At 72.1% G+C, this 12548-nt stretch carries 15 protein-coding genes; 7 read left to right on the top strand and 8 right to left on the bottom strand.

Going from position 1 to position 12548, the window contains the following annotated elements; genetic code table 11:
* Positions 1–46 precede the first annotated feature (46 nt).
* Positions 47–763, bottom strand: coding sequence for an SDR family oxidoreductase (locus ABZ396_RS37205; RefSeq protein ID WP_358926417.1), 717 nt, complete (start codon positions 761–763; stop codon positions 47–49).
* 74 nt (positions 764–837) lie between these two features.
* On the opposite strand from ABZ396_RS37205, the gene ABZ396_RS37200 reads away from it, so the two are divergent.
* Complete coding sequence (locus ABZ396_RS37200; RefSeq protein WP_358926418.1) at positions 838–1653, top strand: helix-turn-helix transcriptional regulator; 816 nt, start codon at positions 838–840, stop codon at positions 1651–1653.
* 102 nt (positions 1654–1755) lie between these two features.
* Positions 1756–2451 carry a DUF4230 domain-containing protein gene (locus ABZ396_RS37195; protein WP_358926419.1) on the top strand — a complete coding sequence of 232 codons (696 nt, stop codon included), beginning with the start codon at positions 1756–1758 and terminating at the stop codon, positions 2449–2451.
* Positions 2452–2465: 14 nt separating this feature from the next.
* Here ABZ396_RS37195 and ABZ396_RS37190 read toward each other — a convergent pair whose 3' ends face one another.
* The 6 genes from ABZ396_RS37190 to ABZ396_RS37165 are packed head-to-tail and all read right to left on the bottom strand — an operon-like array spanning position 2466 to position 6190.
* Positions 2466–4217, bottom strand: coding sequence for a complex I subunit 5 family protein (locus ABZ396_RS37190; RefSeq protein WP_358926420.1), 1752 nt, complete (start codon positions 4215–4217; stop codon positions 2466–2468).
* On the bottom strand, positions 4217–4564 hold the full coding sequence (locus ABZ396_RS37185; protein ID WP_358926421.1) for a sodium:proton antiporter: 348 nt from the start codon (positions 4562–4564) through the stop codon (positions 4217–4219). The genes ABZ396_RS37190 and ABZ396_RS37185 overlap by 1 nt, the downstream gene beginning before the upstream one ends.
* A 10-nt stretch (positions 4565–4574) precedes the next feature.
* The gene (gene mbhE, locus ABZ396_RS37180) at positions 4575–5315 is read right to left on the bottom strand and encodes a hydrogen gas-evolving membrane-bound hydrogenase subunit E (RefSeq protein ID WP_358926422.1); all 741 of its coding nucleotides are present in this window, start codon (positions 5313–5315) and stop codon (positions 4575–4577) included.
* Entirely contained in the window at positions 5312–5566 is a 255-nt protein-coding gene (locus ABZ396_RS37175; protein ID WP_358926423.1) for a hydrogenase subunit MbhD domain-containing protein, read from the bottom strand. Before ABZ396_RS37175 ends, mbhE begins: the two co-directional genes overlap by 4 nt.
* Positions 5559–6011 carry a monovalent cation/H+ antiporter complex subunit F gene (locus tag ABZ396_RS37170; protein WP_358926424.1) on the bottom strand — a complete coding sequence of 151 codons (453 nt, stop codon included), beginning with the start codon at positions 6009–6011 and terminating at the stop codon, positions 5559–5561. Before ABZ396_RS37170 ends, ABZ396_RS37175 begins: the two co-directional genes overlap by 8 nt.
* Positions 6008–6190 (bottom strand): hypothetical protein, encoded by a 183-nt coding sequence (locus ABZ396_RS37165; protein WP_358926425.1) that lies wholly within the window; start codon positions 6188–6190, stop codon positions 6008–6010. Before ABZ396_RS37165 ends, ABZ396_RS37170 begins: the two co-directional genes overlap by 4 nt.
* A gap of 534 nt (positions 6191–6724) precedes the next feature.
* On the opposite strand from ABZ396_RS37165, the gene ABZ396_RS37160 reads away from it, so the two are divergent.
* The gene (locus ABZ396_RS37160) at positions 6725–7150 is read left to right on the top strand and encodes a VanZ family protein (protein WP_358926431.1); all 426 of its coding nucleotides are present in this window, start codon (positions 6725–6727) and stop codon (positions 7148–7150) included.
* Between the two features lie 165 nt (positions 7151–7315).
* Positions 7316–8557, top strand: a complete 1242-nt coding sequence (locus ABZ396_RS37155; protein ID WP_358926426.1) for a family 16 glycosylhydrolase — start codon at positions 7316–7318, stop codon at positions 8555–8557.
* 84 nt (positions 8558–8641) lie between these two features.
* On the opposite strand, the gene ABZ396_RS37150 is transcribed toward ABZ396_RS37155, so the two are convergent.
* Positions 8642–8890: a hypothetical protein gene (locus ABZ396_RS37150; protein WP_358926427.1), complete on the bottom strand. Its 249-nt coding sequence runs from the start codon at positions 8888–8890 to the stop codon at positions 8642–8644.
* 67 nt (positions 8891–8957) lie between these two features.
* On the opposite strand from ABZ396_RS37150, the gene ABZ396_RS37145 reads away from it, so the two are divergent.
* The 3 genes from ABZ396_RS37145 to ABZ396_RS37135 all read left to right on the top strand — a co-directional run bounded on the left by ABZ396_RS37145 (position 8958) and on the right by ABZ396_RS37135 (position 12498).
* Positions 8958–9968 carry a PHP domain-containing protein gene (locus ABZ396_RS37145; protein ID WP_358926428.1) on the top strand — a complete coding sequence of 337 codons (1011 nt, stop codon included), beginning with the start codon at positions 8958–8960 and terminating at the stop codon, positions 9966–9968.
* Positions 9969–10270: 302 nt separating this feature from the next.
* Positions 10271–11233 carry an SDR family NAD(P)-dependent oxidoreductase gene (locus ABZ396_RS37140; protein WP_358926429.1) on the top strand — a complete coding sequence of 321 codons (963 nt, stop codon included), beginning with the start codon at positions 10271–10273 and terminating at the stop codon, positions 11231–11233.
* 236 nt (positions 11234–11469) lie between these two features.
* Positions 11470–12498 (top strand): SDR family oxidoreductase, encoded by a 1029-nt coding sequence (locus ABZ396_RS37135; RefSeq protein WP_358926430.1) that lies wholly within the window; start codon positions 11470–11472, stop codon positions 12496–12498.
* The last annotated feature ends 50 nt before the right edge of the window (positions 12499–12548 follow it).

The following is a 12548-nucleotide window of genomic DNA, read 5'->3' as shown; positions in this document are numbered from 1 at the left end:
GCATGATCAATACGGGCTACGCGCTCATGCTACGGACGTGGCGCCCTCACCACGGCACGGGTGTGCCGTCCCAGGAGTGGAACCCGCCGGTAGGACCGTCGTCGGGCAGCAGCGCCAGCCGTACGGCCCCTCGTGCGCCCTCGGCCGGATCACCGCCTCCCTCGGCCGCCCCGGGGACCAGTTCGGTGGCCCGCCGCCCCGGGGCGAGGGCGTTCACCTTGATGCCGTCCTCGGCCAGTTCCTGGGCGTACAGGACGGTCAGCGCGTTGAGCGCGGCCTTGGAAGAGCGGTACGCGGCGGACCAGGGGCTGCCGTGGGCGAACTGCGGATTGGGGTGCGTACTCCAGGTGAGGGAGGCGGTGCCGCTGGAGACGTTCACGATGCGCGGATGCGCGGAGCGGCGCAGGGCGGGCAGGAAGGCGTTGGTGACCGCGACGACGCCGAAGACGTTCGTCTCGTACGTCCGCCGGAGGTCCTCGACGCCGGTTGCGGTGGGCGGGCCGGTCACCGGCTGGACGCCGGCGTTGTTGACCAGGACGTCCAGGCGGTCGACCCGGGCGGCGGCGCGCTCGACGCTGTCGGGGTCGGTGACGTCGAGGACCAGGAGCCGCGCGTCACCGCCGATCTCCGCCGCGGCCCGCTCACCGCGCTCGATGTCCCGGGAACCCACGTGGACGCTGAAGCCCTCCTCGACGAGAAGCCGGGCGACATGGAAGCCGATGCCCTTGTTGGCACCGGTGACGAGTGCTGTGCGATCGTTCATGACAGCCACGGTTCCCCGGCCGCGTCCGTCCTGCCAGGGACCACCTGTACCAGGCGGACCGGGGAGGCGGCTGTATGGCGAGGCAGGAACTGGCCCGCTTCCTGCGGGAGCGCCGGGCGGGACTGCGCCCGCAGACGGTGGGGCTCTCCCCTGGCATCGTCCCGCGCCGTACGCCCGGCCTGCGGCGCGAGGAGGTCGCGGAGCTGGCCCATATGTCGGTCGACTACTACACCCGTCTTGAGCAGGCCCGCGGCCCCCGCCCCTCCCCCCGCGTCCTGGAGGCGCTGGCCGGTGCCCTGCGGCTGCCCCCCGCCGAGCGCAGCCATCTCTTCCGGCTGGCCGGCTCGGCCGCGCCGCCGCCCGCCCCGATGGCCGTACGGCGGGTGCGCCCGCACGTGGCCCGGATGCTGGAGCGGCTGCCCGACACCGCGGCGATCGTCACCGACGCCTCCTACGGTCTGGTGGCCTGGAACCCCCTTGCCCAGCTGCTGCTCGGCGGAGACCTGGGACGCGGCACGACCAACCTGGCGCGGCGGCGCTTCCTGGACCAGGGGCGGATGTACGAGAGCTCCAGCGCCGAGGAGTTCGGTCACATCGTGGTGGCCCGGCTGCGGCGAGCCGCCGAGCGGTATCCGCACGACGCGCATCTCGCGTCTCTGATAAGCGAGTTGCGCGCGAGGAGCGAGGAGTTCCGGCGGATCTGGGCGACCCATCCGGTGCATGCCCCGGGGCATCGCACCAAGGTCCTCGACCATCCGGAGCTGGGGCGGCTGCGGCTGAACTGCGACGTCCTGCTGGTGCCGGAGGACGACCAGGAGGTCGTCCTCGTGACAGCGGATCCGGGTTCACCGTCGGCATGCCGGATCGCGGAGCTGGCCGAGCGGGTCTAGGGCCTGTGTACCAGTCGTGCGTCAGCTGTCTCAATCGGCCAACAACGCGGTCTGGCAAGGCTTGCGGTGGGCATTCGTCTCGGTGGAAAGGAGGACCGTCGCATGGCGAGTTCCACCAAGGAGAGCTCCGTGAAGGAGACTCCCGTGAAGGCCCGGCCCCGGCGCATGCCCGGCTGGGCGAAACTGCTCACCGCGTTCGTGCTGGTGCTCGTGGTGCTGTTCGCAGGGATCAAGCTGGCGGTGCTGCCGGGCATCAAGGACCTGTTCGGCACGGAAACCCGCGACAACACGGGCCCCGCCCTGCTCAAGTCCATCCAGGACATGAGCCGTTACGACGCCGCCTCCGGCAACTTCCAGGTCGTCGTGGACCTCGAGAAGGACGCCAAGTACCTGCCGAGCGCGATCCGCGGCACCCGCACCCTGTACGTGGGGGCGGGCACCGTGGATTCCTATGTCGACCTCGGGAAGGTCGCCGAGAAGGATGTGACGGTCAACGACGCCCGCACGAAGGCCACCATCCGGCTGCCGCACGCTCAACTCGGCAAGGCCGCCCTGGACGCCGACCACTCCTACGCCGTCTCCAAGCAGCGCGGTCTGCTGGATCGGCTCGGCGACCTGTTCTCGGACAACCCCAACAGCGAGCAGGCGGTGCAGAAGCTCGCCGTCAAGCACATCTCGGACGCGGCCACGACCAGCGGTCTGACCCAGCGGGCCGAGACCAACACCACCGACATGCTGGAGGGCCTGCTGCACTCCCTCGGGTTCACGGAGGTGCATGTGTCCTACGGCACGGTCTGACCAGGACCGTGTGATCAGCCGCCCAGCACTCCGGGCAGTGCCAGCGCCCCGAGCGCGGCGGCGCCGACCAGCAGCCAGGCCACGTAATCCCCAACGTGCCCGGACTGCAGGCGGCGCAGCGGCAGCGCCCAGTCCCGGGCCACCAGCCGGCCGGGGCGGGCGACGGCGAGGGCGGCCAGGCCGACGGCCAGGAGGGTGGAGAGGCAGCCCAGCAGGAGCCCGGTCGCCGTCCAGTGGACGGCGACCGGGGCACCGCTCTCGTTGACGGCATGGGCCAGCGCCTCCGGAAACCCGGGGGCGAGTCCCACGGCGAGGGCGCCGGCGAGCAGCACGGCGGGGACGGCGGTCATCGTGCCCGGGATCCGGCCGAGCCGGCCCTCGGTCTCGGGCTCCTCCCCGGTCCCGGTGGTCTCGTAGGCGTCGCCCTTGGGCGGCCTCGCCCCGAGGCCGAGGAAGACCCGGGCGGCGACCCGCAGCACCGCCCCCGCCGTCACCGCGGACACCACGACGTACAGCACGGTCAGCGGACCGCCCACCGCCTCCTCGGCGACCGACTTGCCGAGCGCGGTGCCGAACGGCGGCAGCCCCGCGAGGGCCAGCGCCCCGAGGGTGAACAGGACGCCCACCGTGCGCAGTTCCCGGGCCCGGCCGTGCAGCGCACGTTCGTCGACGTTGCCGTAACGGTCCAGGAGGATCCCCGCGCAGGCGAACAGGGCGGCTTTCACCCCGGCGTGCCCGAGCAGGTACAGGGCGATTCCGTCGTCGCCCTCCGGGGTGAGGACGCCCAGGCCGACGAGGAACAGTCCGGTGTGGGCGATCGTGGAGTTGGCCAGCAGCCGTTTGATGTGCCGCTGGTGCCAGCACATGAACGCACCCAGCACGGCCGTGAGCGCGCCGAGGACGAGCAGCGCGCGCTCCAGGTCGGCGGCCGGGATGCCACCGGGTCCGGCGAAGACCGTGCGGTACACCCGCCACACACCGTAGCTGCCGAACTCGACCATGACTCCGGAGAGCAGCATGCACACCGGGGTGGGGGCGACGGCGTGGGCGTCCGGGAGCCAGAAGTGGAAGGGTACGGCGGCGGCCTTGACCAGCAGTGCGGTGAGCACCAGGACGAAGGCGGCGAGGACCAGCGCGTCGGGGCTGCCGTGCGTGTCCAGGCCGCGGCCGATCTTCGCCATGGCGAGCTCCCCGGTGCGGGCGTACAGCAGTCCGATGCCCGTCAGCATGGCGTAGGCGCCGAGGGAGTTGACCACGCCGAAGGCCAGCGCCCCCTGCACCGCCTTCGCCTCGTCGATGCGGTAGCCCGTCAGCGCATAGGCGACGACGCTCATCAGCTCGAAGAAGACGAAGGCGTTGAACAGGTCGCCCGCGATCGCGAACCCGCACATGCCCGCCTGGAAGACCAGCATCAGCGCCGGGTAGGAGCCCGCGTGCCGGTGTGGCGGCTCCGCGAAGTAGCGCCAGGAATAGACCAGTGCGGCCAGGGTCAGCAGCGAGGCGAGGGCGGCCATGCCGAGCGCGGGACCGTCCCCGGCCAGCACGATCCCGACGCTCTCCCCGCCGACCGGCCGCCAGCCGCCGACCCACTCGACCAGCGGGGGCGAGGAGTTGAGCAGCAGGATCACAGCGAGGGCGCAGGTGCCCGCGCACATCGCGCAGGCGAAGCTCTCGGCGACGACCCGGGGCAGCCGGCGGCCGGCGGCCACCAGCAGGGTGGCGCCGAGCAGCGGGACGGCCACGAGCAGCGGCAGCAGGTGGTGCATCAGCCGCGCAGCTCCGTCAGTTCGTCCGGGTCGACCGTGCCGTGCCGCTTGGCGATCTGCAGGACCAGCGCGAGCAGCAGCGCGGTGACGGTGGCGCCGACGACCACGTCGGTCAGGGCGAGGGCCTGCACGACCGGGTCGACCAGCGGCCGGGTCCCGGGCCTGAGATCGGAGAAGACCGGTGCGGTGCCGCCGTCGCGGTAGCCGACCGCGAGCAGCAGGACGTACGTCGACGACTGTACGACGGCCAGGCAGCCCACGGCGTGGATCAGGTTCCGGCTGGTGGCGAGGCCGTAACACCCCGTCAGGAAGATCCAGACGGCGACCAGGTAGGGGAAGACGTGCATCACCGGGGTCTCAACTCCCGTTCTCCTCCTCGATCTCCACGGCCTGGTCGAGGAAGCGGGCGAGCAGCACCACGACCGCGCTCGCCACCTCCATGCCGATGGCCGCGTTCAGCAGGGGGACCAGGCCGCCGGAGGACAGCGTGTTGAACGTGCCGTACGGCAGCAGTGTGTTGGCGAGGAACCCGGTGCCGGCCAGCACCCCGGAGAGGCCCAGGACCAGGTAGGCGCAGGCGGCGAGGGAGTCGGCGACCTCGAAGGCACCGATGGGGCGGACGCGTTCCAGGGCCCGGTAGTCGGCACCGAGGTAGAGCAGGTGCAGGGCGGTCGCGGCGACGACCCCGCCCTGGAAGCCGCCGCCGGGGCTGAGCTGGCCGTGCGCGATGATGTACAGGCCGGTGACCAGGGCGACGGGGAGCACCAGCAGGGCGTACCGGCGAACGGGCCGGGCGACTTCGGCGGGCTGCGGGCGGGCCCGGTGCTCGTCGCTGGTCTGGCGCAGCAGGACCACGCAGCCGAGCACGGCGGCGAAGAGGATGCTCATCTCGCCGAGGGTGTCGTAGGCGCGCTGGTCGAAGTTGACGGAGGCGATGACGTTGGCGGTGTGCCGGGCCAGGGAGGCTCGGACGGCGCGTTCACCGTAGGGGTGGCTGCGGCCGCCGAAGGACGGCAGGTCGAGGCAGGCGGCGACCAGCAGTGCGGCGAGCGCCGCGCCGCCGACGGCCAGCAGCCACAGCCGCAGGCGCCGGGTCACCTGTCCCCCTCCTTGCCGCGCCGCTTGACCTTGCGGACCGACAGCATGATCAGCAGCGGGGTGAGCGCGGAGCCGACGGCGAGCTGTGAGAGGCCGACGTCGGGGGCCTGGAGCACGGTGAACACGGCACCGAGGAAGAGACCGAGCAGGGACAGGACCAGGGCCTGGCGTGCCGGGTCGCGGGTCGCCACGGCCACGGTCGCCGAGGCGGCCGTGAGCAGCAGTGCGACGACGATCACCGCGTCAGCCACCGCGCACCCCCCGCAGCCCGCCGGACAGTGCCCGTGAGGCGACCAGGTTCCCGCCGATCAGCAGCGCCCCGACCACCAGCAGTTTCACCATCGCCCGACCGGGTCCGGTCACCGCGCACAGCACGAGCACGACCACCGCTCCGACTCCGGCCGCCGTCCAGGTCAGGCCCCAGGCGCTGGGCCGATCGCCCTCCAGGTCGTCCGCGAGCAGCCGGGCGAAGACCAGGGTGCCGACCGGGCCCAGCAGCGCCAGGATCAGCGCGAGATCGACGTAGGACGTACGGCCGTAGCCCTGGGAGAGCAGCAGCAGGGTGGGGCAGACCGCCGAGGTGGCGAGGTTCTGGGCGACAACCCGGCGGCTGAGCGGGCCGGTGGCGACCGCCCACAGGGCCGTGCCCGCTCCCCCGCCCAGCAGCACGGTCGCCGCCAGGATCCAGCCGTTCACCGCCAGGTCACCGCCCGTCGGCCGGCGCGGGCCACAAGGGCGCCGACGGCCGCCGCGCTCGCGCCGACGATCCGTTCCAGGGTGTCGACGGTGCCGATGAACACCAGCCAGAGCAGGGCCAGTCCGACCCACCAGGTCAGCAGTTCGGCCGCAGCGACGAGCGCCGTACGCCCGGTCATACGCCGCCTCCTCCGGTCACCGTGCGGCGTGATGTCCGTTTCGCCGCTTCTGGCATCCAAGCACCGCAGCCACCGCCCTCAGCGGCGGCACGCGGAACGGACCCGGAGTGCCCAGGGAGCGCGAGGGGAAACCACCGGCGCGTTCCGGCCGCCGCCGGGAGTTCGGCATCCCCGCACGATTCGCGGGTAACTGGCTTAGCGCCCCGGAAGGTTAAGAGTGGAGGACCAATGGTCAGCGCCGCCTCGCGTCTGCGCATCGTCAAGAACGACAAGAACGAGGGGACGAAGGGAGGCGGGGGGCCCGACAGGAAGGCCGGGGTGTTCACCAGGGCCGCACGCGTCGTCAAGCTCCGTACCGCCAAGCCGGACGCCGGCACGAAGAAGGGTGCCACCGCCAAGGCGGGCGGCACCGGAAAGAAGAGCGCCGGCAAGAAGAGCAGCGGCGCGAAGCCGAAAGGCTCCGCCAGGAACGGCGCCTCCGCCAAGGCCGGCGTCGAGCGCCGCCCGCTTCCCCTTCCGCTGCGGCTGCTGGCCATGACCTGTGCCTTCGCCGTGATGGTGGCGTTCGCCGTCGTCCTGGCCCGGCTGACCCTCGACCCGTCACCGGCGTCCGTGTCGATCGCCCACACCAATCTGCACCCGGGCGCCACCCTCAAGATCTATCTCGACCAGCCCGCGTTCCGTGACGCCGTCAAACAGATCGGCGGGAACGTCCTGCTCGGCCTCCCCTTCGGCATCCTCGTGCCGGTCCTCGCGCCCAGCGCCCGGGGCGTCCTGCGGGTGCTGGCGCTCACCGCGATCGTCATGCTGCTGGTGGAGATGGCGCAGGGCGCGCTGGTCACCGGCCGGGCCTTCGACGTGGACGACGTCATCCTCAACACCGCGGGAGCGCTGATCGGTTGGCTGCTGCTGGGCCGGCGGCTCGGGCGGGCGGTGCACGCGCGCAAGCGCAAGGCGTGACGGCGGGCGAGCCCGACGGTCCGGCGACCGAGATCGTCCGGTACTGGTCCGTACCAAGGTATTGACCTCACACTTATCTCACTCCTTAAATCAACAGGCGACGCCTTCACCCCCCACCTCGGCCGAACGCCTCCCGCGCCCGGCCGCCGTACGGAAGGAAGAGCCGTGACCTCCCCACGACTGCTCCGCAGTTGCCTGTTCGCCGCCCTGTCCGCCGCCCTCGTCGGGTCCGTCGCGGTCGGTCCCGCGCATCAGGCCGAGGCCGCCGCCGCGGGCGCGGCCGCCGTGACCTTCTCCGACACCTTCGACGGCCCCGCCGGTTCGGCGGTCAACTCCTCGAAGTGGACCCTGGAGACCGGCGACAACGTCAACAACCACGAGCGGCAGTACTACACGTCGGGCACCAACAACGCGGCCCTCGACGGCCAGGGTCACCTGGTCATCACGGCCAAGAAGGAGAACCCCGCCAACTACCAGTGCTGGTACGGCACCTGTCAGTACACCTCGGCCCGGATGAACACCGCCGGGAAGTTCACCGCCCAGTACGGGCATGTCGAGGCCAGGATGAAGATTCCGCGCGGGCAGGGCATGTGGCCCGCGTTCTGGATGCTCGGCAACGACATCGGGCAGGTCGGCTGGCCGAACTCCGGCGAGATCGACGTGATGGAGAACGTCGGCTTCGAGCCCTCGACCGTGCACGGCACCATCCACGGCCCCGGCTACTCCGGCTCGGCCGGGATAGGCGCGGGCTACACGCTGCCGAACGGTCAGGCCTTCGCGGACGCCTACCACACCTTCGCGGTCGACTGGGCACCCAACTCGATCACCTGGTCGGTCGACGGGAACGTCTACCAGACGCGCACGCCCGCCGACGTGGGCGGCAACACCTGGGCGTTCAACAAGCCGTTCTTCCTGATCCTGAACCTGGCCGTCGGCGGCTACTGGCCGGGCGACCCCAACAGCTCCACGGCGTTCCCGGCACAGCTGCTCGTGGACTCGGTGTCGGTGACGACGAGTGACACGGCGGCCGGCGTCGCGATCAAGGGCCTGGCCGGCAAGTGCGCGGACGTGGCCGGGGCGAACTCCGCCAACGGCACCCCCGTCCAGCTCTACGACTGCAACGGCAGCGCCGCCCAGCAGTGGACGGTCGGCAGCGACGGCACCCTCCGCGCGCTGGGCAAGTGCCTGGACGTCACCAGCGGCGGCACGGCGGACGGCACGACGGTCCAGCTCTACGACTGCAACGGCAGCGCCGCCCAGAAGTGGGCCGTCTCGTCGGCGAACGACATCGTGAACCCCCAGGCGAACAAGTGCCTGGACGTCACCGGCAACAACTCGGCCAACGGCACCCGGCTGCAGATCTGGACCTGCTCGGGCGGCGCCAACCAGAAGTGGACGATCGGCTGAGAGCAGGGCTTGCTGACCAGGGGCCTGTCCGGCGGATCAGGCCGACTGCAAGAAACGGCGCCGGCATGATCCGCCGAACAGGCCCTAGCGGCGGGGCGCCCAGGTGAACTTGTCCCCGCCCACCCAGCAGACCACGGACGGGTCGTCGAGGTCGTGGACCGTGATCCCGTAGGCCGCGGCGACCTCCAGCACATCGATGATGCCCCTCGCCTCACCGACCACCTGACCGTCGATCTCCACAATGCGGAAGGGCGGGGCGCCCGGCCTGCCGGCCATGACCCCGAGCACCAGGATCCGCGGCTGGGAGATGAACGGGCTCGCTATCTCGGTCATGCAATCGAGGGTAGATCTCCCCGGGCGGAAGTGACTTGCCTGAGTCACCCTGACGGTGGAGGTGGCCATGGAACCCGTCGAGGCGCTGGAACGGATCGCCTTCCTGCTGGAACGGTCGCTCGCACCGAGCTACCGGGTCCGCGCCTTCCGCACCGCCGCACGGGTCCTGGCCGCCCTGCCCGCCGACGAGGTCGCCGAGCGGGCCCGGGCCGGCACCCTCGAATCGCTGCCGGGCGTGGGCCCGAAAACGGCCCAGGTGGTCCGGGAGTCGCTGGCCGGAGATGTGCCCGGATATTTGCGCAAGCTCGAGCAGGAGGCGGGTGAGCCTCCGACGGGCCCCGGGTCCAGGCTGCGGGCGCTGCTGCGCGGGGACTGCCATCTGCACTCGGACTGGTCCGACGGCGGCAGCCCGATCGAGGAGATGGGGCGCACCGCGGCCGCGCTGGGCCACGAGTGGGCGGCGCTCACGGACCACTCCCCCCGGCTCACGGTGGCGCGCGGGCTGTCCCCGGAGCGGCTGCGCGAACAGCTGGCGGTGGTGGCCGACCTCAACGCCTCCTGGGCGCCGTTCCGGCTGCTCACCGGCATCGAGTGCGACATCCTGGAGGACGGCTCGCTGGACCAGGAGCCGGAGCTGCTGGAGCGGCTGGACGTGGTCGTCGTCTCGGTCCACTCCAAGCTGCGGATGGACGCCCGCTCGATGACCCGGCGCATGGTCACCGCCGTACGCGATCCGCGCGCGGACGTGCTGGGCCACTGCACCGGCCGGCTGATCACGGGGCGGGGGCGGCCGGAGTCCGAGTTCGACGCGGACGAGGTGTTCGCCGCGTGTGCCGAGGCCGGAACCGCCGTGGAGATCAACAGCCGCCCGGAGCGTCTGGACCCGCCCCGGCGGCTGCTGCGCCGGGCCGTCGAGGCTGGTGTGCTGTTCTCGATCGACACCGACGCCCACGCGCCCGGCCAGCTGGACTGGCAGATCCTCGGCTGCGCCCGGGCCGAGGAGTGCGGGGTGCCCGCCGAGCGCGTGGTGAACACCTGGCCGGCCGAGCGGCTGCTGGCCTGGACCGGGGCCGGGTGACTCGGATCACGTCAGGGTCCGGAACACCGCGGGGTGGTTGTCCGTTGAATCATCTGTGGGTGCGGATGGGACAGTGTCCCCGGGCCTCACCTTTTGCCCACAGGGACGATCGTTCGGCTGAAGCCCTGTGGAGCCTTTCGCCGAGAGGCGACCGCCATCCGTGCCCACCACCTGACCGCCCCGGCCGCGAATCCCCCGTCGCGGCCGGGGCTTTCCACTGTCCGGAGCCGTTCGGGGCGCGGTTCGAGCGGCCCGGATTCCCGCTTGACTTCGAGCGCACTCCAATTCGTAGCGTTCAAGTCATGAACACCAAGACTCCTCAACACAAGATCGGTTCCGGTTTCGGCGCGGACAGCACGGCCGACGACGTCCTGGCGGGCCTCGACCTCGCTGGCCGGCTCGCGATCGTCACCGGCGGCTACTCCGGGCTGGGCCTGGAGACCACCACGGCGCTGACCAAGGCGGGCGCCCACGTCGTCGTCCCCGCGCGACGCGTTCAGGCCGCCCGGGAGGCGCTGGCCGGCCTGGACCGGGTCGAGGTGGACGAGCTGGACCTCGGTGACCTGGACAGCGTGCGCGGCTTCGCCGAGCGGTTCCTGGCCTCGGGCCGGACCGTCGACTTCGTGATCGACAGCGCGGGGATCATGGCCTGCCCCGAGACCCGGGTCGGGGCCGGCTGGGAGGCCCAGTTCGCCACCAACCACCTCGGGCACTTCGCCCTCGTCAACCGGCTCTGGCCGGCCATCGAGCCCGGTGGCGCCCGGGTCGTGTCGGTCTCCTCGCGCGCCCATCACTTCTCCGGGATCCGCTGGGACGACGTCCAGTGGCGGCAGGGCTACGACAAGTGGCAGGCGTACGGCCAGGCCAAGACCGCGAACGTGCTGTTCGCCGTGCACCTGGACCGGCTCGGCCAGGCCTCTGGCGTACGGGCCTTCTCCCTGCACCCCGGCGGCATCATGACCCCGCTCCAGCGGCACATCCCCCGCGAGGAGAAGATCGAGCGCGGCTGGATGGACGAGCAGGGCAACATGCTGGACTTCCAGGGCCTCAAGACGCCCGAGCAGGGTGCGGCCACCCAGACCTGGGCGGCCACCTCCCCGCAGCTGGCGGCCATGGGCGGGGTGTACCTGGAGGACTGCGACATCGCCGAGCCCGCCGTGGAGGGCGAGCCGACCGGCGTGCAGGCCTGGGCGATCGACCCCGAGCAGGCCGCCCGGCTCTGGGACCTCTCGGCGGAGCTGACGGGCGTGAACGCGTTCGCGTGACGCACGGCAGCGCTCCTGCCGCCGCGTGCCTCGCCACGCTCCCGCGTCGGTGCAGAGCTCGTTGCCGGCGTGGACGGCAGCCGGGTCGGCACCGGCCTGCGGAATTCCTGCGGCCCTCGTCCTTCCGGCGCGCTGACGCCCGGGTCGGTTGTCTCCGGTGGCGTGGCCGCCCCGGGCGGTGTGCCCACCGGGCGCCCGGGTACCCGGGCGGTGACCGCCGGCGAGAGGAGCCGAAGGTGAACACCTCAGCGGGACGCAAGGTCGTCGTCACGGGAGCCACCGGAAACGTCGGTACGAGTGTGCTGCGCGCGCTCGGCGAGGATCCGGAGGTCGGGTCGATCCTGGGGCTGGCCCGGCGGACGCCGGACTGGACACCGGCGAAGACGGAGTGGGCGGCGGCCGACATCGCCTCCGAGCAGGCCCCGCTGGCCGAGCTGTTCGCGGGCGCCGACGCGGTGGTTCATCTCGCGTGGGCGTTCCAGCCGACGCGGGACCCGGCGCGGACCTGGCGCACCAATGTGCTCGGTGGTATCCGGGTGTTCGAGGCGGTGGCGGCGGCCGGGGTGCCGGTGCTGGTGCACGCCTCCTCGGTCGGCGCGTACGCGCCGGGCCCCAAGGACCGGGCGGTGGACGAGTCCTGGCCGACGCACGGCTGGCCGGACGCCGCCTACTGCCGGGAGAAGGCCTACCTGGAACGGACCCTGGACATCTTCGAACGCGACCATCCGGACGTCCGGGTGGTGCGGATGCGCCCGGCCTTCCTGTTCAAGCGGGAGTCGGCGAGTGAACAGCGCCGCATCTTCGGCGGGCGGCTGCTGCCGGGCCCGCTGGCCCGGCCCGAGCTGCTGCACTTCCTGCCGGACGTGCCCGGGCTGCGGGTGCAGACGCTGCACACCGACGACGCGGCCGAGGCCTTCCGGCTGGCTGTGGCGACCCAGGTCCGCGGCGCCTTCAACCTGGCCGCCGATCCGCCCCTGGACGCGAAGGTGCTGGCCGAGCAGTTCGGTGGCCGTCCGGTCCGGCTGCCGCGCACGGCGGCCCGGTCGGCGATCGCCGCGGCCTGGGGGCTGCACCTGCTGCCCGCCTCCCCGCACCTTTTCGACGCGGTGCTGCGGCTGCCCCTGATGGACTGCACCCGGGCTCGCGAGGAACTGGGCTGGCGACCGCGCCGCACCTCGACCGAGGTTCTGCGGGAGTTCCTGGAGGGCATGCGCGAGGGCGCGGGGACGGCGACGGAGCCGATGCACGGCCGCAAGGTCGGCTGACCGCCGTCCCCGCCCCCCGTCACGACTCCCCCGTCACGACTCGCGGCTGA

Source organism: Streptomyces sp. NPDC005866 (assembly GCF_040629895.1).
In the GTDB taxonomy this organism is placed as follows: domain Bacteria; phylum Actinomycetota; class Actinomycetes; order Streptomycetales; family Streptomycetaceae; genus Streptomyces.
This window is presented reverse-complemented; position numbering and strand designations above follow the sequence as displayed.

Excerpts from the sequence above, each read along its gene's own strand:
- ABZ396_RS37185 (WP_358926421.1), bottom strand. The coding sequence starts at position 4,564 with ATGCACGTCTTCCCCTACCTGGTCGCCGTCTGGATCTTCCTGACGGGG.
- ABZ396_RS37195 (WP_358926419.1), top strand. The coding sequence starts at position 1,756 with ATGGCGAGTTCCACCAAGGAGAGCTCCGTGAAGGAGACTCCCGTGAAG.
- ABZ396_RS37165 (WP_358926425.1), bottom strand. The coding sequence starts at position 6,190 with ATGACCGGGCGTACGGCGCTCGTCGCTGCGGCCGAACTGCTGACCTGG.
- ABZ396_RS37140 (WP_358926429.1), top strand. The coding sequence starts at position 10,271 with ATGAACACCAAGACTCCTCAACACAAGATCGGTTCCGGTTTCGGCGCG.
- ABZ396_RS37160 (WP_358926431.1), top strand. The coding sequence starts at position 6,725 with ATGACCTGTGCCTTCGCCGTGATGGTGGCGTTCGCCGTCGTCCTGGCC.
- ABZ396_RS37145 (WP_358926428.1), top strand. The coding sequence starts at position 8,958 with ATGGAACCCGTCGAGGCGCTGGAACGGATCGCCTTCCTGCTGGAACGG.
- ABZ396_RS37205 (WP_358926417.1), bottom strand. The coding sequence starts at position 763 with ATGAACGATCGCACAGCACTCGTCACCGGTGCCAACAAGGGCATCGGC.
- ABZ396_RS37190 (WP_358926420.1), bottom strand. The coding sequence starts at position 4,217 with ATGCACCACCTGCTGCCGCTGCTCGTGGCCGTCCCGCTGCTCGGCGCC.
- ABZ396_RS37200 (WP_358926418.1), top strand. The coding sequence starts at position 838 with ATGGCGAGGCAGGAACTGGCCCGCTTCCTGCGGGAGCGCCGGGCGGGA.
- ABZ396_RS37150 (WP_358926427.1), bottom strand. The coding sequence starts at position 8,890 with ATGACCGAGATAGCGAGCCCGTTCATCTCCCAGCCGCGGATCCTGGTG.